Source organism: Aeromonas sp. 30P, from assembly GCF_051919805.1.
GTDB classification, from domain to species: Bacteria; Pseudomonadota; Gammaproteobacteria; order Enterobacterales; family Aeromonadaceae; genus Aeromonas; species Aeromonas veronii.
Window position 1 is genome coordinate 1,274,716 of sequence record NZ_JBQBEA010000001.1, and the last position, 23,716, is coordinate 1,298,431.

Below are 23,716 nucleotides of genomic sequence, written 5' to 3' on the forward strand. Positions count from 1 at the left end.
CCCGATGAAGACAAGATGAGGATGCCCCGTGCTTTTTTCAAGTAAAACAGGGGGCTGGCATCGATTCAGGCCGGTTCGCAGCACATCCGGTATTGGGGGTGGCCGGTGAGGGGATCGGACTCTTCGGCCTCGATGACGAAGCCGTGGCGGCGATAGAAACGCACCGCCTGATCGTTCTCGACAAAGACCCGGGCGTGTAGTGACGCCCCCTGACGCTTGGCCTCCTGCAGCAGGGCGTGGCCGACACCGCGGCCCTGACGGTCGGGACGTACGAACAGGGCTGCGAGGTAGTTGTCCACCAGTGCCATGAAACCGAGCAGATCGCCACGCTCCTCAAACACCCAGATGGCGGCGCGATCGAGATAGCGGGTACGCAGATCCTCCTGGGCCTGCCACCAGCAGGAGGCATCGACGAAATCGTGGGCCTGCAGGGAGGCCAGCAACCAGATTTCGACGATCTCTTCCATGTCTTCCGGGCGACTGGGCCGCAACATACCTTCATCCTTATTAACAATTTACTTTCGCAGTCTAGGAGAACTTGATGAACAAACAGGTGACATAAATGAGACCCTGTGAGGTCGATCGCCCTTTATTTAGCGAGAATGATTGGCTGATCACAAAGCGCCTCTCTAGTACAATGCCCGCCGGACAATCTAGAGACCGAGGACGCCATGTGGTTTAAAAACCTGCAGATTTATCGCTTTACCCGCCCCTTTGACCTGACCGTTGATCAGCTGGAAACCCAGCTGGAAGCCTGTGCCTTCACCCCTTGCGGCAGTCAGGACATCTCCCGTTTCGGGTGGGTCAAGCCCCTTGGCAAATTCGGCTCAACCCTGACTCACTCTGCCTCCGGCCACATCCTCATCTGCGCCCGCAAAGAGGAGAAGATGCTGCCCGGTACCGTGGTCAAGGAGATGCTGGCCGAGAAGGTAGAAGCGATCGAGTTCGAACAGGGACGCGCCCTCAAGAAGAAAGAGAAGGAGGCGTTGAAAGAGGAGATCCTCCACACTCTGCTGCCCCGTGCCTTTAGTCGTACCAGCCAGACCTTCGCCTGGATCAATCCGGCCGACAATTTGATGGTGGTGGACGCAGGTTCTGCCAAGAAGGCAGACGATCTGCTGGCGCTGCTGCGCAAATCCATCGGCTCCCTGCCGGTGGTGCCGGTGGCTCTCAAGAACCCGCCGGAGATCACCATGACCGAGTGGCTGAACGAGGGCAACCTGCCCGCCTCCTTCACGCTGGAAGATGAAGCCGAGCTGCGCAGTGCCATGGAGCACGGCGGCATCATCCGCTGCAAGCAGCAGGATCTGATGACGGATGAAATCAAGAACCATCTGGCCAACGACAAGCTGGTGACCAAGCTGGCCCTCAACTGGGGCGAGACCGTCAGCTTTGTGCTGGGGGATGATCTCTCCATCAAGCGTCTGAAATTCAGCGAAGAGCTGCGCGAGCAGAACGACGACGTCACCAGCGAAGATCCGGGTGCCCGTCTGGATGCCGATTTCGCGCTGGTCACCGCCGAGCTGTCCCAGTTTATCCCGGCGCTGTTTGCCGCCCTGGGTGGCGAAGAGCAGTCCATCTAACCGGACTTGCACTTGTTTGGCCTCTGCCATCCCATCGTAAAAGCCGCCTTCGGGCGGTTTTTTTATGTCTGTTACGGATAGCCATTATTGATAGATGAGTAAGATATTGATCTTGTTCAATAACTTGAGCTACCAGCGCCAATCGTGACATAGTCCCTCTTTATGGTCATAAAACAGACAAGGAGAGTGTCATGTTGCGCAAACCTCTGGGGCTGGCTATCGCCCTTGCCCTGCTGGCCGGTTGTGCCAGTGACAACGGCTTTCACTACACCCCGCCAGTTCAGACCCTGATCGCACCGGAAGCCGCCAGTGGCTGGACCGACAAGCAGGGCTGGCAGGGCCATGACTTCATGGTGGCGGCCGCCAACCCGCTGGCGGTGGATGCGGGCTACCAAATCATCAAGGCCGGTGGCAGTGCCGTCGATGCCGCCATTGCGGTACAGCTGGTATTGACGCTGGTGGAGCCGCAATCCTCCGGGATCGGTGGCGGGACGCTGCTGCTGGTGTGGGATGGCCGCAAGGTGAGTGCAGTGGATGGCCGCGAGACGGCGCCGGCTGCCGCCACCGACCAGCTGTTTATGCAAGATGGCAAGCCGCTGGCGTTTTATGACGGGGTGGTCGGGGGCAGCTCGGTCGGCGTTCCCGGCACCTTGCGCGCCCTGGCGCTGGCCCATCAGCGTTATGGCAAGCTGCCCTGGGCTGCGCTGTTCGAGCCAGCCATCACGCTGGCAGAACAAGGATTTATGATTAGTCCACGGCTGGCCACATTGCTGGCCAAGGATCCCTATCTGGCACGGGATCCGGAGGCGCGAGCCTACTTCTATCAGGCGGATGGCAGCCCTAAAACGGCAGGCACCCGGCTGACCAACCCGGCGCTGGCCAAGGTGTTGCGCACTCTGGCCACAGAGGGGGTGGATGCCTTCTATCAGGGGCCGCTGGCGGATGCCATGGTGGCCAAGGTTCGCCAGCATCCCACCAATCCCGGGGTACTGGCGGCCACAGATCTGGCCAGCTATCAGGCCAAACTGCGGGATGGCCTCTGCTTTGACTATCGCCAGAGCAAGATCTGTGGCTTCCCCACTCCCTCGTCCGGCACCTTGGCGCTCGGCCAGATCTTCGGCATGCTGGAGAGCCGCGATATGGCATCCCTCAAGCCGATCACTACGAAGGAGGGGGGACTGGCTGCCTCCAGCGAGGCCATCCACCTCTACAGTGAAGCGGCGCGTCTGGCCTTCGCCGATCGCAACCAGTACGTCGCCGACAGCGATTTTGTCAGCGTGCCGGTGAAGGGGCTGCTGGACAAGGGCTATCTGGCCGAGCGCGGCAAGCTTGTCGGTCAGCACTCCATGGGGATTGCCAAGCCCGGTACGCCGCCACTGGCGCTGGCGCGCGGCAAGGATGCGACCCCGGAACTCCCCTCGACCAGCCATGTCTCGATCGTCGACAAGGCGGGGATGGCTATCTCCATGACCAGCTCCATCGAGGATGGTTTCGGATCGCGTCAGATGGTCAACGGCTACCTGCTCAACAACCAGCTCACCGATTTCTCCTTCACCTCGGTAGATGCTGCCGGTCTGCCGGTGGCAAACCGGGTGGAGCCGGGCAAGCGGCCCCGCTCCTCCATGTCACCCCTGCTGGTGTTTGACAAGCCAAGCGGCGAGCTGACCATGACGCTGGGCTCTCCGGGGGGCTCCGCCATCATCAACTACGTGGGCAAGACCCTGCTCGGCACCCAGGATTGGGGCCTGAACCTGCAACAGGCCATCAATCTGCCCAACTTTGGCAGCCGCAACGGTCCCACCGAGCTGGAAGTGGGACGCACCCCCATGTCGGTGGTCGAGGGATTGAAGGCGAGGGGACATGAGGTGGTGCTGAACGAGCAGACCTCCGGCCTGCAGGGGGTTGAGCGCAACGCTGGCGGCTGGTTTGGCGCAGCGGATCCGCGCCGGGAAGGGATCGCCAAGGGGGAGTAAGGTTCCCATAACAACAAGGCCAGCATAATGCTGGCCTTGTTGTTGATGGAGCGTGACGGAGCGCTTACTGGATACCCAACAGCTCCACGTCAAAGATCAGGACTGATCCCGGCGGGATTTTGCCAGCGGCGCGGTCGCCGTAGGCGAGGTTGGCAGGGATGTAGAAACGGGTCTTCTCACCTTCCACCATCAGCTGCACCCCTTCGGTCCAGCCTGCGATCACCTGATTGAGGCCAAACTCGATGGGCTCGCCACGGGCGACTGAGCTATCAAAGACGGTGCCGTCCAGCAGCTTGCCCTCGTAGTGCACCTTCACCTTGCTGGTGGCTGTGGGGTGAACGGTGCCGGTGCCCGGGGTCAGCACTTCGTACTGCAGGCCGGAGGCGGTGGTGGTCACCAGCGGCTTCTCCTTGTTGCTGGCGAGGAACTCGGCGCCAATCCGCACGTTGTCGGCCGCCAGCTTCTTGTTGTTGCTGCTGGAGTAGAAGTAGTAGGCCACACCGGCGATGAGCAGTGCGATCAGTATGAATTTCATCGGTTTTTCCTGTTCCATGAAATGTAAAAAGTGCAATGAGGACGCCATCTTATCGCGCACCGCCCCTGATGGCGAGCCACAGGGCGGGAGGATGTGAGCGGGCAGGCAAAGCTCGGAGACGCAGACGCAAAAAGGGGCGAGTCGGTGACTCGCCCCTCGTCATGGCGGCGGCGCTTACTTGGCGGCCACCATCATCAGGGCGGGCAGGGCGAAGAAGAGACCCGCCACATAACCCAGAGCCAGCAGCTTGTTCTCGCTGCCTACCCGGGCCAGCCCCTCGGCGGCGCGAACCGGCAGGTCGCGCAGGAAGGGGATGCCATAGATGATGACCACGGCAAAGAGGTTGAACAGCACGTGGACCAGCGCGATGGTCATGGCCAGCTGGGCACCGGCTCCGCTGATGGCGGTGGCAGCCAGCAAGGCGGTGATGGTGGTGCCGATATTGGCCCCCAGAGTGAAGGGGTAGAGCTGACGGGTGCTGAACACGCCGCCGCCAGCCAGCGGGATCATCAGGCTGGTGGTGGTGGAGGAGGACTGCACCATGATGGTCACCAGCGCACCGGAGGTAATGCCGGTCAGCGGGCCACGGCCCAGCGCCTTGTGCAGCAGCTCTTTGGCACGGCCAACCAGTACCTGTTGCAGCACTTTGCCCAGATAAGTGACGCAGGCGAGGATCAGCAGGATACCGATGATGATGGTGGCGATGGCGGCACCCTTGCCCGGCAGGAAGGCAACGGCGCTGTCAATCAGCTGCAGGGCCGGTGCGGTCAGCGGCTTCATGAAATCCATGCCCTTCATCGACATATTGGCGGAGCCTACCAGCAGGTTGGCCAGCCACTCGGCGCTGTGTTGCAGCAGACCGAACATCAGCTCCAGCGGCAGGAAGATGAACACCGCCAGCAGATTGAAGAAGTCGTGCACGGTGGCGGCGGCGAAGGCGCGGCGGAACTCGGCGCGATCCCGCACATGGCCCATGGAGACGATGGTGTTGGTGATGGTGGTGCCGAGGTTGGCACCCATGACCATGGGGATGGCCATGCTGATGGGCAGGCCGCCAGCCACCAGACCGACGATCACCGAGGTGACGGTGCTGGAGGATTGCACCAGCGCGGTAGCGAGAATACCCAGCAGCAGGGCGACAAAGGGGTTGTTGGCAAAGGCGAAGATCTGGGCTGCGCCCTCGGCGCCGCCGGAGAAATCTTTGAAGCCGTGGGAGATGGCGCCCACGGCAACCAGGATCAGGTAGACCAGTACGATGACACTCATCCAGTTGAACAGGGCGCGGGTCGCGGGCGGCTGTGACAAGGAGTGATGGTGTTGCATAAAGCCTCTTGAGACGGTCGTTCCGTCTTGGGTTGTTGATGACCCGCGCATTTAATCAGTGGTTAATGACAGAAATATGACAACGTGACATTTCGATGATGTTTTTATGACGACGAACTGCGGCGACAGGCGCTGACCGAGCCGGTTGGCTCTGGGGTGGCAAAAGGGGGGACGAAAGCGCTGCCGCCTTGCCAGCCGGAATGTGATCGCTACACTCCGCCCCTTTATTGGCAAGCAGGAGTAAACAAGATGATGCGTGCATGGATCCTCTCTCTGTCGCTGGGGCTGCTCTCGGCAGGGGCACAGGCCAGCCTGTTGAAAACCGACTGCAACCTCGACAAGGCCCTCAAAAACGAAGCGGTGAATGCCACTCTGGGGATCAAGGGCAACTGTGATACCAGCAAGCTGGTGAAGCAGGAGAAAGAGAAGGTGAAAGCCGAGGTGCAAAAAGGCCGCACCGACCTGCTGGGCGAGAAGCGTGCCGACCTCAAGGAGAGCGGCAACGGTATGCAGCAGAAGATGGACAAGGCAAACCAGCAGCTGCACAAGGCGGAGCAGGATGCCAAGACCATCGCTCGCGATCCGCTAAAGGCTGCGGCGACCGCTGTGCTGGACAAGCAGTAAGCCGAGCGGGCCCAAGCCCGTGTGACCGGCAAGAGACCGGCAGCAAGAAGGGGAGCCATGGCTCCCCTTCTGTCTATCCGTTATCCGCAAAGGATCAGGCGTCAGCCGCTTCCTCGTACTGACGGAACGGGATACGGAACACCGCCAGACGCAGGAACAGATAGGTTGCGCCGAGGCCAGCCCAGATCAGGCCCAGCTCCAGCGAGCTCTGCTCCAGGTTGATCCACAGAGCACCGATGGTGGCGGCACCGAGCAGCGGCATCAACAGGTAGATGACGTGATCCTTGAGGGTCTTGTTGCGCTTCTCGCGCACCCAGAACTGACCGATCACCGACAGGTTGACGAAGCTGAACGCCACCAGTGCGCCGAAGTTGACCAGCGCCAGCGCGGTATCCAGATCAAACGACACGGCGGAGAGGGCCAGACCGCCTACCATCAGCACGTTGATGGCCGGAGTACGGTATTTCGGGTGGATGTAGCCAAACACCCGCTCCGGGATCATGCGGTCACGCCCCATCACGTAGAGGATGCGCGACACACCGGCGTGAGCCGCCATGCCGGAGGCCAGTACCGCGACCGTGGTGCAGACCAGCACCACGGACTGGAAGAAGGTGCCGCCAACGTAGAGCGCGATCTCCGGCAGTACCGCATCCGGATGCTGGAAGCGGGCGAGGCTCGGGAAGTAGAGCTGTAGGCAGTAAGAGACCACCACGAAAATGATGCCGCCGATCAGGGCAGTCAGCACGATCGCCTTGGGGATCACCTTGCCGGCATTCGGAGTCTCTTCGGAGAGGGAACTCAGACCGTCAAAGCCCAGGAACGAGAAGCAGAGAATGGTCGCACCGGTAAAGAGCGGTACCAGCTGTGCTGACTCGAAGTGGAACGGACGGCTGCTCATCAGGGTGCCAGCCCCTTCACCGTGGTAGATGCCCCACGCCATCAGGCCGATAAAGAGGGTGATGATGGCCAGCTGGATCACCACGATCAGACCGTTGAAGTTGGCCACCAGATTGATGCCGCGCAGGTTCAGGAAGGTCATTACGGTCACCAGACCGAAGATGAACACCCAGGGCTCGACACCCGGGAACATGGCGGTCAGGTAGATCTTGGCCAGCAGGATGTTGATCATCGGCATGAACATGTAGTCGAGCAGGGAGGACCAGCCGACCATGAAACCGACATAGGGGTTGAACACCTTCTGGGCATAGGTATAGGCAGAGCCCGCAGAGGGGAACTTGCGTACCAGATGTCCGTAGCTGAGAGCGGTGAGCAGGATGCCACCCAGAGCCAGCAGATAGGCGGTGGCGACCCGGCCATCGGTGATGTCACCGACGATGGCGAAGGTGTCGAAGACAGCCATGGGGGTCAGATAGGCCAGACCCATCACAATCACTTGTGTCAGGGTAAGGGTCTTGAGCAGCTTGGCGTTTTGCGATGCCATTACGCTTTCTCCTCAATCAGTGCCGCAGCACGTGCTTGCAACGAGCGCAGGGATACGATGGATTCGCAAGCCTGTACATCAAGGGCGCCGGGGAGGCGCATACCGGGCTGTACCGGCAGGAAAGCATTAAAACGCCCCATTGTTATCCTCTCAACGTCGGGAGATTGTTTGGCAATCTCGAATATCACTTCCGGAAACGTTCCGGCCTCTTGTGGTGGGTTTGTACTGCACTTCAAAAATACAAAAACCGATGTCGCAGTGAACATCGGTCCTTTATTGGCGGCGTATTGTGCATTCGGTCAGCCCCCTTGACAAGCAAAAAAGGGCGGATTAACGCATTTTTTTGCATACGCACGGGGCAGGTAAGTGGTCACTCGCCCCCTGCAGCCTTCCCCGAGCCGCTCCCCCTTTTTCGGGGGGAAGAGAACCCTGTCGTGGCGTATGAAAAATCGGCAAATCGGGGCTGCAGGGTGCATAGCGCCTCAACATTGATCCTGATCATATTTGCCGGCGTTCCCCCGGGCTCGAGTCCAGCGATCTTATCGGCTGGCGGGGGATGGAAGGGGGTGAAGTGGAAAAAGATCTATTGCATATCCATTCACATTAATGACTGGGGATAGAAGGCAACGCGGCTTGAGCCATGGCACGGTGAGCAGCCCGGCTGGGTAGTTATTTGAAATCAGTCACACTTCCTGCAGAAACCGCATTTCTGGCAACCCGTGCTGCTGGCCACCAGAGCACCGCAAAAACAACAAGGAGCCCGCAGGCTCCTTGTTCGCTATCGGGGGAGGGGCGCCAGCGGTTACTGGGCGATCTCCACCTTGTCGGCGGTATGCAGCGGGATGCGGAACACGGTGAGGCGCAGGAACAGGTAGATGGCCCCCAGCGCCGCCCAGATCAGCCCCAGCTCGAAGGAGGAGGGCTCGAGGTTGAGCCACAGTACCCCGATGCAGGCGGCGCCACAGAGCGGCAGCAGCAGGTACATCAGGTGATCCTTGAGACACTTGTTGCGGCCCAGCTTCACATAGAAGTGGGCAATCACCGCCAGATTGACGAAGGTGAAGGCCACCAGGGCGCCGAAGTTGATCAGCGCCAGCGCCATCTCCAGATCCAGCGACACCGCAGAGAGGGCCAGCAGGCCGACCAGCAGCACGTTGAACGCCGGAGTCTGCCACTTCGGATGGATGTAGCCGAAGAAGCGGGCGGGCAGGGCGCGATCACGACCCATCACGTAGAGCAGGCGCGATACACCGGCGTGGGAGGCGAGCCCCGAGGCCAGCACCGCTACTGTGGTACAGACCAGCACCACCGCCTGGAACAGCTTGCCACCGACATAGAGGGCGATCTCCGGCAGTACCGCATCCGGATGCTGGAAGCGGGAGATGTCCGGGAAGTAGAGCTGCAGGAAGTAGGAGGTAGTGACAAACAGCACACCGCCGATCAGCGCCGTCAGCACGATGGCGCGGGGGATCACCCGATCCGCGTCCGGGGTCTCTTCCGACAGGGTACTGATGGCGTCAAAACCGAGGAACGACAGACAGAGGATGGAGGCCCCCATCAGTAGCGGTGACACCTGGATCTGCTCGGAGAAGAAGGGACGGCTGCTGGCCACGGTACCCAACCCTTCACCGTTGTGAACGCCCCAGGCGATCAGGCCGATGAAGATGGCGATGATGCTGAACTGCATCACCACGATCAGGCTGTTGAAGTTGGCCACCAGCTTGATGCCGCGCAGGTTGAGGGCGGTCATCACCGCCGCCAGACCGAAGATATAGGTCCAGGGTTCCACGTTCGGGAAGAGGGCTTCGAGATAGATCTTGGCCAGCAGCATGTTGATCATCGGCATGAACATGTAGTCGAGCAGGGAGGTCAGCCCACCATAAAGCCGACATAGGGGTGAAACACCTTCTGGGCATAGGTATAGGCGGAGCCGGCTGACGGGAACTTGCGCACCAGATGGCCGTAGCTCAGGGCAGTGAACAGCATGCCGATGAGGGCAAACAGGTAGGCGGTCGGCACATGGCCTTCGGTGATCTCGGTAACGATGCCGAAGGTGTCGAACACCGCCATGGGGGTGAGGTACGCCAGTCCCATAACCACGACCTGCCACAGTTTGAGGGTCTTTTTCAGACCAACCTGCTGGGCCGCCATTATGCATGTTCCTCATGCAGTGCCAGAGTGGCACGGTCCATCAACGAAACCGGGAGAGAGGCCCGGGAATCAAGGGCGCCAGGGCGGCGCACACCGGCCATGGCCGGTTGGAAAGCATTGAGATGCCCCATGTTGTTCCTCACTAGACTTGGTGTCGGGAGACTGCTGCCAATCTCGCTATCTTTTCCGGGGGTGATCCGGCCTCGTTTATGGGTTTGTTCACTGTCTAAAAAAGAACCGATGCCATTGTTTTACATCGGTTCTTTCAGTGGCGGCGCATTGTGCATTTGCAGGGCCCCCTTGACAAGAAAAAAAGGGGGCAAAATTGCATTTATTTGCACAGGTGAGTGGTCACTTTCCTGCTGGTCAGGCCAGCACGGCCTCCAGTGATTTTTCAAGGAGTTGCAACCCCTCGTCAATCACTGCCGCAGGGGCTGTCAGGGGGGCGAGAAAACGGATGACATTTGCGCGCACCCCGCATGAGAGCAGGACCAGACCCCGTTTGCCCGCCTCGGCCACCAGACGTTTGGTGAGGTCGGGATCGGGCTGGCTGGCATCACGCCGTTTCACCAGCTCCATGGCCACCATGGCACCGGGGCCGCGAATTTGACCTATGCAGTCAAAACGCTCGGCTATGCGTTCCAGCCCCGCCTTGATCTGCTCCCCCTGATCCAGCGCTTTCTGGTTGAGTTTCTCCTCGTCGATCACCTGCAAGACCGCCAGCGCGGCGGCGCAGGCAATGGGGGAACCGGCATAGGTGCCACCCAGACCACCCGGCTTGGCCGAGTTCATGATCTCCGCCTTGCCCACCACCGCCGAGAGAGGGAAGCCCCCCGCCAGACTCTTGGCCAACGTCATGATGTCCGGCTCGATGCCGGCATATTCGGTGGCGAAGGTTTTGCCGGTGCGGCAAAAACCGCTCTGGATCTCGTCGCAGATCAGCAGAATGCCGTGCTGGTCGCAGACGCTGCGCAGCTTCTGCATAAAGCTCGGGGAGGCAGGGTAGAAGCCCCCTTCGCCCTGTACCGGCTCGATGATGATGGCGGCAACGCGGGAGGGTTCTATGTCGGCGCTGAAGCAGAGCTCGAGGGCGTGCAGGGCATCCTCTTCACTTACCCCGAGATAATCGGCGGGGAAGGGGATGTGGTAGACCTCCCCCGGGAAGGGGCCAAAGCCGGTCTTGTAGGGGACCACTTTGCCGGTGAGCGCCATCCCCATCATGGTGCGGCCGTGAAAGCCCCCCTTGAAGGCGATGGTGCCGCTGCGACCGGTGTGGGCACGGGCAATCTTGATGGCGTTCTCGACCGCCTCGGCGCCGGTGGAGAGAAACAGGGTGCGCTTCGGCGTCGGGCCGGGCACCAGGGCGTTGAGCTTCTCAGCAAGCTCGATATAGCCCGGGTAGGGGGTGACCTGAAAGCAGGTATGGCTGAATTTTTCCAGCTGCTCGCGCACTGCCGCCACCACTTTGGGGTGGTTGTGGCCGGTATTGAGCACGGCGATGCCGGAGGCAAAGTCGATGTAGCGGTTGCCCTCCACATCCCACAGCTCGGCATTTTGCGCCCGGTCGATAAAGACCGGCAGCAGGGTGCCAACGCCATTGACCACTGATGCTTCGCGGCGCGCTTGCCACGCCTTGTTTGATTCTGACTGACTCATCTTTCCTCCCTGAGGGGCCGCAGCCCCCGATATTCCCTGAAAATGTTGCTGGCGTTTTGGCGCCCATCACCGCCGATCAGCCCATCGGGCCAGATCGGCGGCGCCTTGTCTCTCTGTTGCAGCCCTAGCGAATGGCGCCAAAGCAGAGGTATTTGGTCTCCAGATACTCTTCCAGCCCCTCGGCGGCCCCTTCCCGGCCCAGACCCGACTCCTTGATGCCGCCAAAGGGGGCCAGCTCGGTTGAGATGATCCCCTCGTTGATGCCGACCATGCCGTACTCCAGCTGTTCGGCGACGCGCCACACCCGTGCGATATCGCGGCCATAGAAGTAGGCGGCCAGGCCATAAGGGGTGTCGTTGGCAATGGCGATGGCTTCGGCTTCGCTCTCGAAGCACACCAGCGGTGCCACCGGGCCGAAGATCTCCTCCTGCAGGATGGGGTTGGTTTTATCCACCTTGCCCAGAATGGTGGGGCGGTAGAAGAGGGGGCCAGCGGGGTGAGCTTCGCCCCCCAGCAGCACTTCGGCACCGGCGGCGACCGATTGCTGCACCAGCTCGGCGACCTTGCTGGCGGCAGCCGGGTTGATCAGCGGGCCAATTTGGGTGCCCTCCGCCATGCCATCCCCCACCTTGAAGGCCTTGACGGCGGCGGTCAGCTTCTCGGCGAAGGCGTCATAGACGCTGGCCTGCACCAGAATGCGGTTGGCGCAGACGCAGGTCTGCCCGGCGTTGCGGTATTTGGAGGCGAGCGCCCCGGCCACCGCGGCATCAAGGTCGGCGTCGTCAAAGACGATAAAGGGGGCGTTGCCACCCAGCTCCAGCGACAGCTTCTTCATGGTGTCGGCGCACTGGCGCATCAGCAGCTTGCCGATGCGGGTGGAGCCGGTGAAGGAGAGCTTGCGCACCACCGGATTGCTGCACAGCTCGTTGCCTACCGCGCTCGCCTGATGGCTGGTGACGATATTGATGACACCGGCGGGGATGCCCGCCTGCTCGGCAAGCAGCGCCAGCGCCAGCGCACAGAGCGGGGTTTCGGCGGCAGGTTTGATGACGATAGTGCAACCTGCGGCCAGCGCCGGGCCCGCTTTGCGGGTGATCATGGCTATCGGGAAATTCCACGGGGTGATGGCGGCGACCACCCCGACCGGCTGCTTGATGGTTGCCAACCGGCGATCGCCGCTAAAGCCCGGGATGGTGCGGCCATAGGCGCGCTTGCCCTCCTCGGCGAACCACTGGATAAAGCTGGCGCCATAGGCCACCTCGCCCTTGGCTTCCGCAAGCGGCTTGCCCTGCTCGCAGGTCATGATGCGTGCCAGCTCGTCGCTGTGGGCTGTGATGGCGGCAAACCAGGCGTAGAGCTTGTTGCTGCGCTCCTTGGCGGTCAGCGCCGCCCAGGCGGGTTGCGCCGCGTGGGCGGCCGCGATGGCGCGGCGGGTATCCTCGGCATCCATGTCGGACACCTGGGTAATGACGGCACCGCTGGCGGGGTTGGTGACCTCGAAGGTGCGGCCGCTGGCGGCCTCGCACCACTGTCCATCTATATAGGCGCGGGATGTGATCAAGCTGGAGTGGGATGTTGTTCCTGACATGAGAAGCCTCGAGTGTGGGTCAGAGCAGCTGGTTGCCGGAGTGAGCCGACCCTTCCTGCGCCGCTGCCGTATAAAATAATAAGCACAGAAAGACCATAATTTGAGCTGAAATGTTTTTCAAGTGTTAAATATATTTGAATTGCTGGGGGGCGCCATGCTAGAAAATGGGCTGTGTAGCGCGCTTTTTCCGGTTCGCTTGCAGGCTGCAAGTGGGCAGGCGACCGGGAGATGGTAAATCAGGTGTGCAAAATAATGAACGGTTGTGCTGTGTAACATAGTGAACGGCAAGGGAAAGCTGGTTGGCTATTTTAACCAGCAGGGTAAACAGGCTGCGCTTGATCCGATGCGATCACGCGCAAGCAGGAGAGGCTGATGATGCAAGGATGCAGAGATAGCGCAGCAAGAGGAGGCTTGCGGTGAGCGGGCCGCAGAGCCGGGAGAGCGTGGCTCGGCCGTTGAGTGGGGCTGACGCCGGGGCGCGCACCATGGGGGAACGGCTGGCGGCGGTGCGCCATCAGCTGGGGCTCTCACAGCGGCGGGCGGCCGAGCTGAGCGGCCTGACCCACGGCGCCATCTGCATGATCGAGCAGGACAAGGTGAGCCCCTCGGTCGCCTCCCTGCAAAAGCTGCTCACCATCTACGGCCTGCCGCTGTCGCGCTTCTTCGCCGAGGAGGAGAGCCGCACTCCGGAAGTGGTGATCAAGGCTGATCAGCTTATCGAGCTGGGCAGTCAGGGGGTCTCCCTCAAGCTGGTGCACAACGGCAACAACCGCCGCCAGCTCGGCTTTATGCTGGAGACCTATCCCCCCGGCACCGACACCGGAGGTCAGGTGACCCATCAGGGGGAGGAGGTCGGCACCGTGCTGGAGGGGTCGGTGATCCTGACGGTGGCGGGCCAGAGTTATCCGCTGGAGGCGGGCGACAGCTATGTGATCGACACCGGCGAGCCCCACAGCTTCAGCAATCCGTCGGGGGAGACCTGTCGCATCGTCAGCGCCCACACCCCGGCGAGCTTTTAATCCTGACAGTAGTTTGGCAACCGAACCGGTAAGGAAACAGGGATCATGACCGAACATGTAAACAGTTACTACGCAGCCAGCGCCAATAAACACGCGCCCTATCCGACACTGACCGAGCTGCTGGAGTGCGATGTCTGTGTCATCGGGGCGGGTTATACCGGCCTCTCCAGCGCCCTGCATCTGGTGGAGAAGGGCTACAAGGTGGTGGTGCTGGAGGCAGCCCGTGTCGGCTTTGGCGCCAGCGGCCGCAACGGCGGCCAGATCGTCAACTCCTACAGCCGCGACATCGACACCATAGAAGCGAACTGCCCGCCGGATCAGGCCAGGCTGCTCGGTTCCATGCTGTTTGAGGGGGGCCAGATCATCCGCGAGCGGATCAAGCGCTACAACATCCAGTGCGATCTGCAGGAGGGGGGCGTCTTTGCCGCCGAGACCGAGAAGCAGTTCCACGAGCTCAAGGCGCAGAAGGCGCGCTGGGAGAAGTGGGGCAATGAGCAGCTGGAGCTGCTCGATGCCAAGGGGGTGCGCGAGGTGGTGGCGAGCGATCGCTACGTCGGCGCCCTGCTCGACAAGAGCGGCGGCCATATTCACCCTCTCAATCTGGCGCTGGGGGAGGCGGAAGCGATCCGCATCCAGGGGGGGCAGATTTTCGAGCAGTCCGCCGTCACCAGCATTACTCCGGGTCAGCCGGCGCTGGTCAAGACCGCCAAAGGGGCGGTGAAGGCGCGCTTTATCGTGGTGGCTGGCAACGCTTACCTCGGCAATCTGGTGCCGGAACTGGCCAGCAAGAGCATGCCCTGTGGCACCCAGGTGATCGCCACCGAAGTGCTGGGAGAGGAGCGGGCCCGTTCACTCTTGCCGCAGAACTACTGTCTGGAGGATTGCAACTACCTGCTCGACTACTACCGTACCTCCGGCGATCACCGGTTGATCTATGGCGGCGGTGTGGTCTATGGCGCGCGGGATCCGGCGGATATCGAGCGGCTGATCATCCCCAAGATGCTCAAGACTTTCCCGCAGCTGGCCGACGTCAAGGTGGAGTACACCTGGACCGGCAACTTCCTGCTCACCCTGTCGCGCTTGCCGCAGTTTGGCCGCATCGGCCCCAACATCTACTACATGCAGGGCTACAGCGGCCATGGTGTCACCTGCACCCATCTGGCGGGCAAGCTGCTCTCGGAGGTGCTGAGCGGTCAGGCCGAGCGCTTCGATGCCTTTGCCAAACTGCCACACTACCCCTTCCCGGGTGGCCGGTTGTTCCGCATCCCCTTCACCGCTGCGGGTGCCGCCTGGTACACCCTGCGCGACCGGCTGGGGGTATAAGAGCCGCTCTGCGAGAAATGTGGGCTGGTGGGTGCCGCTTAGATAACGCTGACGCCAGCACCAATACCGGAAACAACAAGGCCACCGCGAGGGTGGCCTTGTTGTTTATCAAGCAGCAGCGCGCTGATTAGCTGTAGAAGGCTTCAACGGTACCCTTGAGCTTGATCAGGATGGGCTGACCACGGCGATCCAGCGCCTTGGGGGAGGGGATCTTCACCCAACCTTCGCTGATGCAGTACTCCTCGACATCGGTGCGCTCTTTGCCGTTCAGGCGAATACCGATCGGGTGCTCGAAGCAGGCGGCCACATAGTGAGGGCTGCGGGGATTGCAGGAGAGGTGATCCGGCAGAGCCGGTTTGGTGCTGGTATCGCTCATCGATATAACCCGAAATGAATAAAAAGTGGGTCATTGTAGAGAATGCCGCCATGGCATTCAAGGCGGCCACAAAACAGGCAAAGCGTGCTCGCTATCGCTATGAGCGACCCGCTTATCCTCGTGGCCAATGCATCACCAGCTCGGGGCGACCGCTATGCTCGCACAGCTGCTGCTCACCCTCTTTGAAACCGTTGCGGGAATAGAAGCGCCGCGCCTGCTCATTTTCGGCGTAGACCGTCAACTCGAGCCGGCCATATTGGGCTTTGAGGTGTTCGAGCAGTTGGCGACCCAGCCCGTGTGACTGGTGGTCAGGGGAGATAAACAGCGCCGCCACAGTACCCTGATACCAGGAGATAAAGCCCAGTAGCTGTCCATCCTCTTCATAGACCCAGCTCTTGCTTGCGGGCAGATAACTATCGCGCATCGCCGCTCGTTGCTCGTGCCAAAAGGCGGTGGGAATAAAGTCGTGGGCCTGCACCGAAGCCTGATACCAGAGCTCGACGGCGGCATCCAGATCGGTGGCGGATAATGGGCGGATCATAGTGGCCTTAATAACAAAGGGTGGAAGTAACGCAGGCTCGATAAGCGCAGCGTAATCGGGCATTCGCGGTAGCGAGAGGGGGAGAGTTCTGCGCCATTCCCGATTCGTCACCTTGGCCAAAATGGCAAGACTGTGATTTATGCAATCCCTGTTACCGTATAGTGTCGCTCGACATTGACGGTAATTTCACCCCAGCGGGAGGATTTGACTCTGGCTTGGTGCGCTTGAAAAGCTGCCTCATCAACAAACTCTTCATAGACATCGAATCTGCAGGGATTGAGAGGGTCTTGAGTCACCTCAAAGATCAGGCAGTCTTTTTCCGCACGAGTTAAACGGATATGGGCATCAAGCTCGCGCTTGACTATCGTAAGCTCGGAGAGAGGCACAATAATAAATCCCTGTAAAATCACTTCACCCATATTGCATTCCTGAATTATTGTGCTTTTTAATGAGGGGGATCAACCCGCTTCTCGGAATTTTAGGATAAAACAGTACACTGTTCATGGTATGAATCTTACTAAAAAATAATTATTGAATTAATTGTTTTTTAGAGTGAGTTTAGATAGGTAATACGTGAAATACAGATGCTTAGTTTTTCGTAAGCTAACAAACAAGCTTACAGTAAATCTGTTGTAAGCTATCAATGGCGTAGAAAATACAAAATCAATTCCCCCATCCAGTTTTAATACCAGTAATCAGTTCTCTCTTTGCTATTTCTTTCGCGCATATTTTAATTGCATCACCAGTTATTGCCTCAATTTCTTTTGCGAGTTCTTGTAATGGTATAGCCTCTGGAACATCAATATGATTGTTTTTTGTAACAGCGGAACAAAAATCAGACCAATGTTCAGCAAGTACATTCAAAGCTCTACCTATAGTTAAGGCATCTAGTGATAATAACCCATCTGGAATTTCAAATGTGGGGAGAGCCATTAATGCAGTGTGTGTATCAACCATCAGTAATGGTGTAACGGAATCAAAGTCAGAGTCTTTTTGAGTGGCAAATGCTGTTGTTATATCTTTACTTAATTGGTATGACCTTGCCATGAGCGCTTTTACCACCATCAGTTTTTGTATTTCTGATTTAGCTATTCGTTCAGCCTCCAGCCGTTTTTCATTTTTATATTGATTGCTTGAAATTAATGTGGCTGCGAATATTGCTGCTATACTGCCTATGGCTTGTATCCATGCTGGTGCGTTACTTGACAGCCATTCATTTCACTTTTGGTATAAAGTATAGAGTGGCAGAAATTGAAAAAATAAGTAATGATAAAAACAATATTGATAGAGAATGTTCTTTTATACTATTCATTTTATTTTGCTTTAATATTGATTTATATTGGGTTGTTAGTGGTTAATATTTTTTCAGACGAAGGTTCATATAATGAATAATTAATTTTTAAATGCTACCGCCCTCAAGTTACAGCCCCTTGCTTGCTGCTTTCCCCCATTTTTTGCGGATAACACACTTATGAAAACGAATGCTCATGGTGTGGCTCCGGAAGCAGCTTTGTGCCGCGCCACCATGATACCGATTGAAGCCGGTGGTGGAAGAGCTGCGGGGTGATAATCAGTGCCGGATCAATAAATTAAAACAACTTGGGTGGTAGAAACGACAAGGCCCCCGAGGTCGGAGGCCTTGTGGTAGGGCCATCACTGGCGAGGCTGGGCAGGGCAATGCCGATCAGGGAAGATCCAGCGTAAAGCGGGCGCCGCCGAGGGGGGATTCATCGACCCGGATCTGGCCGCCGTAGCTGTGGACGATTTCGGTGACCACCGCCAGACCTATGCCCTGACCCGGCGAGCTGTCAGCCCGCACGCCGCGCTGGAAGATCTGCTCCGATTTGGCCGGATCGATACCCGGGCCATCATCTTCCACTTCGATGCGTAGCCGCTCGAGATGGCGGCGCACCGTCACCTTCACTTCGCTGATGGCAAACTTGCAGGCGTTGTCGAGCAGGTTACCCATCAGCTCCATCAGGTCGCCCTGTTCGCCGTGAAAGAGGGCGTCATCGTCGAACTTGAAGTGGGTTTGCAGTTTCTTGTGGCGATAAACCTTGGTCAGGCTGGCCAGCAGTTTTTCAATCAGCGGCACCGGTTCGGTGCCCTTGCTGGCAAGGCGCTGGCGGCCTGTCACGGCCCGTCTGAGCTGATACTGGATCATCTGATCCATGGTGAGGATCTGCTCATTGATGTTGTCGTGGATCTCCCGCCCCAGCTTCACTTCGCGGGTGGTGATCTGGATCAGCGCCAGCCGGGTTTTCAGGCTGTGGGCGAGATCGTTGAGGGCGTGCTGGTAGCGCTGGGTCTGCTGGCGTTCGTTCTCCAGCAGCTGGTTGATGGAGTCGGTCAGCGGGGCCAGCTCCCGCTCAAAATCGCTCGAGAGGTCATCGCGCTTGCCGGCCCGGATATCGTCGATCTGACGGGCGATGGTGCGCAGGGAGCTGAGGCTCCAGAAGGTGGTGAGCAGCAGCAGCCCGGCCAGCAGCATATAGGCGAGCAGCGCCTGTTTGGCGGTCTGGTAGAGATAGGTGCGGGACTCTTCGTGGTAGCGTTTGGCCGAGTCGATCATCACCACGTAGTAGGCGGTGGTGCCGCTGCCGGGATTGCGGATAAACCGCAGGCTGTAGACGAAGTAGCTCTCTCCGTTCTTGATGGTGTGCTTCTTGAAGAAGTAGTCGAGATCCATCCCCCCCAGATACTTCATCAGGTCGCCGCAGATGGTCTGTTTGGCCTTGATCACCTCCGGCATATGGAGGCTCGACCAGACCAGATCGCCATCGGCGCGGCAGATCAGGGTATCGAGGTTGCGATCCCCCGCACCACGGGATATCCGCCCCAGCTCGACGTTCGACCCCTTGTCATCCGGCTCGGTGGAGGAAAACAGCTTGGCCAGGTTCTCCTGCATCCGGGCGCTGGCCTTCTGGGTCTGCTCCTCGACGTGGCCAAGATAGAGGGCGTAGACGGCAAACCCCATGATCAGCGCGATGACCAGCAGCGAGCTGAGCAGCAGTTTGATGTGCAGTGAGCTGCGGATCATCTTGATGGGGCGCGGCAGATGAAACTGCATCAGTTACAGGAGAGGTTGAAGATATAACCCTGACGCCGGATGGTGGAGATGGGTTGAATCGTCCCCTCCGGATCCAGCTTCTTGCGCAGGCGGCTCACCATCACTTCGATGGTGTTGGGGTCCCCTTCGCCATCGCCGTAGAGCTGGTCGAGCAGTTGCTGCTTGGAGACCACCTGACGGGCGTTACGCATCAGGTACTCCAGAATCAGGTATTCAAAGCTGGTGAGCACCGCCACTTCTCCGGCGATGGTCAGCTCCTTGCGGGAGAGATCCAGCTCGTAATCACCGGCCTTCACCTTGGGCGAGATAAAACCGGCGCTGCGGCGCACCAGCGCATTGAGTCGGGCCAGCAGCTCATCTTTCTGGAACGGTTTGACCAGATAGTCATCAGCACCTGCTTCCAGTCCTTCGACCTTGTCCTGCCAGTTGCCACGGGCGGTCAGCACAATGATGGGGAAGGGGATCTGCCGTTCACGCAGTTGCCGGATCAGTTGCAGGCCGTCCATATCGGGCAGACCGAGGTCGATGATGGCCACATCAATGGGATAGTCGGCGGCGTAGTGCAGTGCAATCCCGGCCTGGTCGGTGCTGTAGACCTGATTGTCGGCTTCGGTCAGCAGAGAGGAGAGGTGGTGATTGAGCAGCTTGTCGTCTTCGACCAACAGAATTTTCATGATGTGAGCGGTCATAGGGATCCAGGCTGTCAATTAGAAAGTGTATGTCGCTTCGAGTCAATTCGAATCCTAATGCATCCCGGCTGTATCGGGACTGAATCAGCGGGACTTCAGAGTTCGCATCAACTGGTCGTTTAACCATGGTCCGGGTTGTCGATGGCCTGCTGGTCGGCAGCCATGCTGCGAAAGGTTTGATGTGATGAGAGAGATGGCCGGAAGGCTGCTGGCGCGACTGCAACAGCGTGAGCGCAGCGACCTCCTCTATATTGTCTGGCTCTGCTGGGGGGCAGCCTTGCTGCTCTACGTGCTGGGGTCGCCCTGTTTTCTGTGGCCAGTGGCGCCGATGCCGCTGGTTCTGCTTGTGTGGTTGGTGGAGAGAGTACGGATGTTTGGAAGAAACAAAGGTGGTGCGGCTACTGGGTCGGCCGGTGCCACTGTGATTGCAGCCGGTGCCCGCTTCAAGGGCGAGTTGCAGGTGGAGGGGGATCTGGAGGTGCGCGGTCAGATCAATGGCACCATCCAGCTCATCGGTGGTGTGCTGCGCATCATGCAGGGTGGTAGCGTTGAGGGAGAGGTGAGTGCGCCCCACGTGATCATCAATGGTCTGCTGGAAGGCACCTGTACCTCCGCCGAGGTGGAGATCCTGGAGAGCGGCAAGATGCAGGGGATCTTCAAGGGGGGCAGTCTCTCCATCTGCAAGGGCGGCAACTTTGTTGGCCAGTCCCAGCCCACCGTGGCCGGCAAGGCCGATCCCGTGTTGCAAGCCTTGTCTGAAAACAGTTCGTCCGGGAGCAAGCAGCCGGAGAGCAAGAGCAATGTGAAAAAGCTGCCGCACGAGCCGAAAGGCAAGCCGACCGAGGAGCTGGCCAAGCAGGCGTGATGTCGTTTGCCAGCGGTGCAGATGACGGTTGTTCAGGAAAACAGAGAGGGGGCCACGATGGCCCCCTCTGCATTTCCCCGTTAGCCGTTAGCTGCGGCGCGGCGGCAGCATATTGGTGAGGGTGTTGTCTTTGAGAATATGGTGGTGATAGAGGGCCGCCACCGTGTGCAGGCCGATCAGGGCGTAACCGATATTACCCAGCGTCTCGTGTACCTCCTTGATCAGCCCCTTGAGATCCGGACTTGGGGAGAGCAGGGCAGGCAGCTCAAGCCCGAAGAAGGGGATGGGCTTGCCCGCGGCGCTCAGCAGCAGCCAGCCAAACAGCGGGGTGAGAATCAGAAAACCGTAGAGGGCGAGGTGGGCCAGTTTTGCCAGCTTGTGCATGACCGGGGAGAGCTCGGGCACGATACGGGGCGTCGGGCTCATCCAGCGCAGGGCCAGTCTGACAAACACCAGGGCGAATATGAGCAGCCCCAGCATAAAGTGCCACTCCTTCATCAGATCCCGGCCTGGGTCCCCTTTGGGGAAAATATCGCGAAATTCGATCAGGGCGTAGACGGCGATCATGGCCCACAGGGTCAGCCAGTGCAGCCCGATATTCAGGGTGCCATAACGTTGTTCACTGTTCATCAGCATAGGTTTGTTCCTTCGAAGTGCTGTCACATCCGTGTGGCATCCCCGCACTCAAACGTGTCGGGGCGAGGCCAGATCCTTTGGCGGCAACAGGCAGGCTGCCATGCTTGCCATCAACCGGCAGCCTGCGGCTGGCCTCAGTCAGAGAGGAGGTGCCCTCTGCTGTCTGCATGGTATCACTGGCAACCGGGTGGATAGTCTGATCAATGCCACACAATTTACAGGCTCATTAAGCCCCTTGTGACGTGAAGAAGGCGTGAAATAGCATCCGTGATGTCGGCCCGCCAAGGTTCAGGCGGGCTCGATGACCAGCACCACGCAATCCGGCTCGCTGATGCGAAAACGGACGTTGCAGTCAAACAGCCGCACCCCGTACTCCTTCTCATCGGGTTTGCCCTTCTTGTAAGCGGGGCGCGGATCTTGCGCCAGCACTTCGCTTACCAGCTGGCGCAGCTCGGGATGGGCCTTGAGCCAGGGTTGCAACTGCTGTTCGGCCTTGGCACTGAAGCTCACCACCAGTGGCGGGGTGGGGGCGTCGGGGGCAAAACCACCACGGGCATCCGGCAGGCTGTCGGCATAGGGAATATAAGGCTTGATATCGACGATGGGGGTGCCATCGAGCAGATCCACCGCCCCCAGCTCTAGCCACAGCTTGCCCCGCTCACGGCCGATCCCGTGCAGCTCGACCACCGAGAGCCCTAGCGGATTGGGGCGGAAGGTGGAGCGAGTGGCAAAGACGCCGACCCGCTCGTTGCCGCCAAGGCGCGGCGGACGCACCGTCGGGTGCCAGCCCTGCGCCATGGTCTGGTGAAAGACGAAGCTGAGCCACAGATGGGAGAACTGCTCGATGCCGCGCAGCACATCCGGCTGATCGTAAGGGGGGCGCAGCTCGAGGCGGGCGCGGGCCGATTTGACCAGTCCGGGCTGGCGGGGGATGGCGAACTTCTCCTTGTAGGGAGAGCGGATGATCCCGAGGGTGTCGATTTCGAACTTCATGGCGGATCCTGACTGAAAACCCCGGCAATTTAGCACAGGCGGCCCCAAAACGCAGGCTTGGCCTCACTACGCCCTTTTTTGCGGCGCTGCCGTGATCCCTGTCCCATCCCGGCCAGTCGGGGGCTGTGCCATACCGTCAAGTTGCGTAGGGTGGAGGCAACTGGCGTGTCAGGATGAAATGTGCGCACTCGCGCCGAAGGGGGAGGGAGAGGGATGAAACTGCTGATTATCGGTGGCACCGGCTTTTTGGGGCGCCACCTCACCGCGCTGGCACTGGATTGGGGCCATGAAGTGACCCTGTTCAACCGTGGCCTGCACCAGCATCCGGACTGGCGCGATCTGGTGCAGCTCACCGGCGACAGGGACAAGAGCCTGAGCGCACTGCAAGGGGCCGGGTTGCAGTGGGATCTCGTCATCGATACCTGCTGCTATCGCCCCGAGCAGGCGGCGAGCCTCTCGGCGGCCTTGCTCGGGCGCTGCGCGCGGCTGATCTTTATCTCCACCATCAGCGTCTATCGCGATTTCTCACTGCCCGGGATGAATGAGTCGGCGCCCCTGCACCCTATCCCCGAAGGTGAAATGCCCACTGACTATGGCCCCCTCAAGGTGTTGTGCGAGGCCGAGTATCGTGCCCGCTGGGGCGAGCGGCTTTGCATCCTGCGCCCGGGCGTGTTGTGTGGCCCCCATGATCCTACCGGACGGATGGCTTGGTGGATTAAGCGGGTACAGCAGGGCGGGCCCTGGTTGCTGCCGGGCAGTGGCGAGGATCGCTTGCAGTATCTCGATGTGCGCGACTGCGCCGAGTTTGTGTTGCGCGCGGCCGAGCAGCAGTTGGGGGGCATCTTCAACCTGCTCAAGCCCGGCATTACCCTGAGCGACTGGCTGGAGCGGCTGAGCGCCCGCTTGCCGCCAGCCAGACCCATCCAGCCCGGATGGTTGCCCTGGTCGACCCTGATGGCGGCCGGAATCGAGCCCTGGCAGAGCTATCCCACCCTGCTGCCCTGCGCGCAGGCGGAGTTTGCCGGTTACGGCTCTATAAGTGCCGAGGCGGCCATCGTTAAGGGGTTGAACTTTCGGCCGCTGGAGGAGACCGCCGCCGACCTTGCCCACTGGCTTGCCATCGAGCCTGCCGCCGGGGTAGCGGCGAATGCCATGACTGAGGCACAGGAGACCTCGCTACGGCAGCAGTTGCTGGAGCCCAGTCTGCAATAGGAGAGGGAGCATCGTGCCGCTGCTGCCGAAAATTGCTGCGCTAGCGCGAACACAACGAGAGAGGGCATCCCGCGGGATGCCCTCTCTGTCTATCCAATGTCTGATGGTTGCCGAATAG

Annotated in this window: 22 protein-coding genes and 1 pseudogene; 7 read left to right on the forward strand and 16 right to left on the reverse strand. The window is 59.7% G+C overall.

The features are described from left to right. Positions 1 to 65: 65 nt before the first annotated feature. Entirely contained in the window at positions 66 to 494 is a 429-nt protein-coding gene (locus ACTG2B_RS06055) for a GNAT family N-acetyltransferase (protein ID WP_005338252.1), read from the reverse strand. Positions 495 to 671: 177 nt separating this feature from the next. Between ACTG2B_RS06055 and rdgC the strand changes: the two genes are divergently transcribed. Further along, positions 672 to 1,583 carry a recombination-associated protein RdgC gene (gene rdgC, locus ACTG2B_RS06060; RefSeq protein WP_439995351.1) on the forward strand — a complete coding sequence of 304 codons (912 nt, stop codon included), beginning with the start codon at positions 672 to 674 and terminating at the stop codon, positions 1,581 to 1,583. A gap of 191 nt (positions 1,584 to 1,774) precedes the next feature. Beyond that, the gene (gene ggt, locus ACTG2B_RS06065) at positions 1,775 to 3,556 is read left to right on the forward strand and encodes a gamma-glutamyltransferase (RefSeq protein WP_439995352.1); all 1,782 of its coding nucleotides are present in this window, start codon (positions 1,775 to 1,777) and stop codon (positions 3,554 to 3,556) included. 64 nt (positions 3,557 to 3,620) lie between these two features. Here ggt and ACTG2B_RS06070 read toward each other — a convergent pair whose 3' ends face one another. Further along, positions 3,621 to 4,091 (reverse strand): FKBP-type peptidyl-prolyl cis-trans isomerase, encoded by a 471-nt coding sequence (locus tag ACTG2B_RS06070; protein ID WP_005347462.1) that lies wholly within the window; start codon positions 4,089 to 4,091, stop codon positions 3,621 to 3,623. Between the two features lie 174 nt (positions 4,092 to 4,265). Further along, entirely contained in the window at positions 4,266 to 5,414 is a 1,149-nt protein-coding gene (locus ACTG2B_RS06075; protein WP_439995353.1) for a Na/Pi cotransporter family protein, read from the reverse strand. A gap of 249 nt (positions 5,415 to 5,663) precedes the next feature. On the opposite strand from ACTG2B_RS06075, the gene ACTG2B_RS06080 reads away from it, so the two are divergent. Beyond that, entirely contained in the window at positions 5,664 to 6,038 is a 375-nt protein-coding gene (locus ACTG2B_RS06080) for a hypothetical protein (protein WP_439995354.1), read from the forward strand. Between the two features lie 94 nt (positions 6,039 to 6,132). On the opposite strand, the gene ACTG2B_RS06085 is transcribed toward ACTG2B_RS06080, so the two are convergent. The 5 genes and pseudogenes from ACTG2B_RS06085 to ACTG2B_RS06105 all read right to left on the reverse strand — a co-directional run bounded on the left by ACTG2B_RS06085 (position 6,133) and on the right by ACTG2B_RS06105 (position 12,874). After that, positions 6,133 to 7,479 (reverse strand): APC family permease, encoded by a 1,347-nt coding sequence (locus ACTG2B_RS06085; protein WP_058057766.1) that lies wholly within the window; start codon positions 7,477 to 7,479, stop codon positions 6,133 to 6,135. Further along, complete coding sequence (locus tag ACTG2B_RS06090) at positions 7,479 to 7,619, reverse strand: hypothetical protein (protein ID WP_005338239.1); 141 nt, start codon at positions 7,617 to 7,619, stop codon at positions 7,479 to 7,481. Before ACTG2B_RS06090 ends, ACTG2B_RS06085 begins: the two co-directional genes overlap by 1 nt. A 662-nt stretch (positions 7,620 to 8,281) precedes the next feature. Further along, positions 8,282 to 9,630: pseudogene (locus tag ACTG2B_RS06095) on the reverse strand (APC family permease). Between the two features lie 366 nt (positions 9,631 to 9,996). After that, on the reverse strand, positions 9,997 to 11,286 hold the full coding sequence (gene gabT / locus ACTG2B_RS06100; protein WP_265784204.1) for a 4-aminobutyrate--2-oxoglutarate transaminase: 1,290 nt from the start codon (positions 11,284 to 11,286) through the stop codon (positions 9,997 to 9,999). A gap of 124 nt (positions 11,287 to 11,410) precedes the next feature. Next, entirely contained in the window at positions 11,411 to 12,874 is a 1,464-nt protein-coding gene (locus ACTG2B_RS06105) for an NAD-dependent succinate-semialdehyde dehydrogenase (RefSeq protein ID WP_429074658.1), read from the reverse strand. Between the two features lie 416 nt (positions 12,875 to 13,290). Between ACTG2B_RS06105 and puuR the strand changes: the two genes are divergently transcribed. Together puuR and ACTG2B_RS06115 are read left to right on the forward strand one after the other, a co-directional pair. Next, positions 13,291 to 13,893 carry an HTH-type transcriptional regulator PuuR gene (gene puuR, locus ACTG2B_RS06110; protein ID WP_100646449.1) on the forward strand — a complete coding sequence of 201 codons (603 nt, stop codon included), beginning with the start codon at positions 13,291 to 13,293 and terminating at the stop codon, positions 13,891 to 13,893. A gap of 45 nt (positions 13,894 to 13,938) precedes the next feature. Further along, entirely contained in the window at positions 13,939 to 15,216 is a 1,278-nt protein-coding gene (locus ACTG2B_RS06115) for an NAD(P)/FAD-dependent oxidoreductase (protein ID WP_439995355.1), read from the forward strand. A 127-nt stretch (positions 15,217 to 15,343) separates the two neighbouring features. On the opposite strand, the gene ACTG2B_RS06120 is transcribed toward ACTG2B_RS06115, so the two are convergent. The 6 genes from ACTG2B_RS06120 to ACTG2B_RS06145 all read right to left on the reverse strand — a co-directional run bounded on the left by ACTG2B_RS06120 (position 15,344) and on the right by ACTG2B_RS06145 (position 19,877). Then, on the reverse strand, positions 15,344 to 15,592 hold the full coding sequence (locus ACTG2B_RS06120) for a DUF3297 family protein (protein ID WP_005338226.1): 249 nt from the start codon (positions 15,590 to 15,592) through the stop codon (positions 15,344 to 15,346). Positions 15,593 to 15,704: 112 nt separating this feature from the next. After that, positions 15,705 to 16,133, reverse strand: a complete 429-nt coding sequence (locus ACTG2B_RS06125) for an N-acetyltransferase (protein WP_429074654.1) — start codon at positions 16,131 to 16,133, stop codon at positions 15,705 to 15,707. A 137-nt stretch (positions 16,134 to 16,270) separates the two neighbouring features. Continuing rightward, positions 16,271 to 16,552: a putative quinol monooxygenase gene (locus ACTG2B_RS06130; RefSeq protein ID WP_069526348.1), complete on the reverse strand. Its 282-nt coding sequence runs from the start codon at positions 16,550 to 16,552 to the stop codon at positions 16,271 to 16,273. A 244-nt stretch (positions 16,553 to 16,796) separates the two neighbouring features. After that, a complete protein-coding gene (locus ACTG2B_RS06135; protein ID WP_439995356.1) occupies positions 16,797 to 17,198 on the reverse strand; it encodes a hypothetical protein in 402 nt (133 codons plus the stop codon). A 619-nt stretch (positions 17,199 to 17,817) separates the two neighbouring features. Next, complete coding sequence (locus ACTG2B_RS06140) at positions 17,818 to 19,203, reverse strand: ATP-binding protein (RefSeq protein WP_005338217.1); 1,386 nt, start codon at positions 19,201 to 19,203, stop codon at positions 17,818 to 17,820. Beyond that, positions 19,203 to 19,877 (reverse strand): response regulator transcription factor, encoded by a 675-nt coding sequence (locus tag ACTG2B_RS06145; protein ID WP_040066247.1) that lies wholly within the window; start codon positions 19,875 to 19,877, stop codon positions 19,203 to 19,205. The genes ACTG2B_RS06140 and ACTG2B_RS06145 overlap by 1 nt, the downstream gene beginning before the upstream one ends. A gap of 199 nt (positions 19,878 to 20,076) precedes the next feature. Here ACTG2B_RS06145 and ACTG2B_RS06150 point away from each other — a divergent pair, with 199 nt between their 5' ends. Next, positions 20,077 to 20,757, forward strand: coding sequence for a bactofilin family protein (locus tag ACTG2B_RS06150; protein ID WP_416034378.1), 681 nt, complete (start codon positions 20,077 to 20,079; stop codon positions 20,755 to 20,757). 87 nt (positions 20,758 to 20,844) lie between these two features. Here ACTG2B_RS06150 and ACTG2B_RS06155 read toward each other — a convergent pair whose 3' ends face one another. Together ACTG2B_RS06155 and tsaA are read right to left on the reverse strand one after the other, a co-directional pair. Then, the gene (locus ACTG2B_RS06155) at positions 20,845 to 21,393 is read right to left on the reverse strand and encodes a cytochrome b (RefSeq protein ID WP_064341216.1); all 549 of its coding nucleotides are present in this window, start codon (positions 21,391 to 21,393) and stop codon (positions 20,845 to 20,847) included. 288 nt (positions 21,394 to 21,681) lie between these two features. Further along, positions 21,682 to 22,386, reverse strand: a complete 705-nt coding sequence (tsaA, locus tag ACTG2B_RS06160) for a tRNA (N6-threonylcarbamoyladenosine(37)-N6)-methyltransferase TrmO (protein WP_439995357.1) — start codon at positions 22,384 to 22,386, stop codon at positions 21,682 to 21,684. Between the two features lie 213 nt (positions 22,387 to 22,599). Between tsaA and ACTG2B_RS06165 the strand changes: the two genes are divergently transcribed. After that, the gene (locus ACTG2B_RS06165; RefSeq protein ID WP_439995358.1) at positions 22,600 to 23,598 is read left to right on the forward strand and encodes an NAD-dependent epimerase/dehydratase family protein; all 999 of its coding nucleotides are present in this window, start codon (positions 22,600 to 22,602) and stop codon (positions 23,596 to 23,598) included. The last annotated feature ends 118 nt before the right edge of the window (positions 23,599 to 23,716 follow it).

Coding starts and splice junctions, on each gene's coding strand:
- ACTG2B_RS06055 (WP_005338252.1), bottom strand. CDS start 494: ATGTTGCGGCCCAGTCGCCCGGAAGACATGGAAGAGATCGTCGAAATC.
- rdgC (WP_439995351.1), top strand. CDS start 672: ATGTGGTTTAAAAACCTGCAGATTTATCGCTTTACCCGCCCCTTTGAC.
- ggt (WP_439995352.1), top strand. CDS start 1,775: ATGTTGCGCAAACCTCTGGGGCTGGCTATCGCCCTTGCCCTGCTGGCC.
- ACTG2B_RS06070 (WP_005347462.1), bottom strand. CDS start 4,091: ATGAAATTCATACTGATCGCACTGCTCATCGCCGGTGTGGCCTACTAC.
- ACTG2B_RS06075 (WP_439995353.1), bottom strand. CDS start 5,414: ATGCAACACCATCACTCCTTGTCACAGCCGCCCGCGACCCGCGCCCTG.
- ACTG2B_RS06080 (WP_439995354.1), top strand. CDS start 5,664: ATGATGCGTGCATGGATCCTCTCTCTGTCGCTGGGGCTGCTCTCGGCA.
- ACTG2B_RS06085 (WP_058057766.1), bottom strand. CDS start 7,479: ATGGCATCGCAAAACGCCAAGCTGCTCAAGACCCTTACCCTGACACAA.
- ACTG2B_RS06090 (WP_005338239.1), bottom strand. CDS start 7,619: ATGGGGCGTTTTAATGCTTTCCTGCCGGTACAGCCCGGTATGCGCCTC.
- gabT (WP_265784204.1), bottom strand. CDS start 11,286: ATGAGTCAGTCAGAATCAAACAAGGCGTGGCAAGCGCGCCGCGAAGCA.
- ACTG2B_RS06105 (WP_429074658.1), bottom strand. CDS start 12,874: ATGTCAGGAACAACATCCCACTCCAGCTTGATCACATCCCGCGCCTAT.
- ACTG2B_RS06115 (WP_439995355.1), top strand. CDS start 13,939: ATGACCGAACATGTAAACAGTTACTACGCAGCCAGCGCCAATAAACAC.
- ACTG2B_RS06120 (WP_005338226.1), bottom strand. CDS start 15,592: ATGAGCGATACCAGCACCAAACCGGCTCTGCCGGATCACCTCTCCTGC.
- ACTG2B_RS06125 (WP_429074654.1), bottom strand. CDS start 16,133: ATGATCCGCCCATTATCCGCCACCGATCTGGATGCCGCCGTCGAGCTC.
- ACTG2B_RS06130 (WP_069526348.1), bottom strand. CDS start 16,552: ATGGGTGAAGTGATTTTACAGGGATTTATTATTGTGCCTCTCTCCGAG.
- ACTG2B_RS06135 (WP_439995356.1), bottom strand. CDS start 17,198: ATGGTGGTAAAAGCGCTCATGGCAAGGTCATACCAATTAAGTAAAGAT.
- ACTG2B_RS06140 (WP_005338217.1), bottom strand. CDS start 19,203: ATGCAGTTTCATCTGCCGCGCCCCATCAAGATGATCCGCAGCTCACTG.
- ACTG2B_RS06145 (WP_040066247.1), bottom strand. CDS start 19,877: ATGAAAATTCTGTTGGTCGAAGACGACAAGCTGCTCAATCACCACCTC.
- ACTG2B_RS06150 (WP_416034378.1), top strand. CDS start 20,077: ATGAGAGAGATGGCCGGAAGGCTGCTGGCGCGACTGCAACAGCGTGAG.
- ACTG2B_RS06155 (WP_064341216.1), bottom strand. CDS start 21,393: ATGCTGATGAACAGTGAACAACGTTATGGCACCCTGAATATCGGGCTG.
- tsaA (WP_439995357.1), bottom strand. CDS start 22,386: ATGAAGTTCGAAATCGACACCCTCGGGATCATCCGCTCTCCCTACAAG.
- ACTG2B_RS06165 (WP_439995358.1), top strand. CDS start 22,600: ATGAAACTGCTGATTATCGGTGGCACCGGCTTTTTGGGGCGCCACCTC.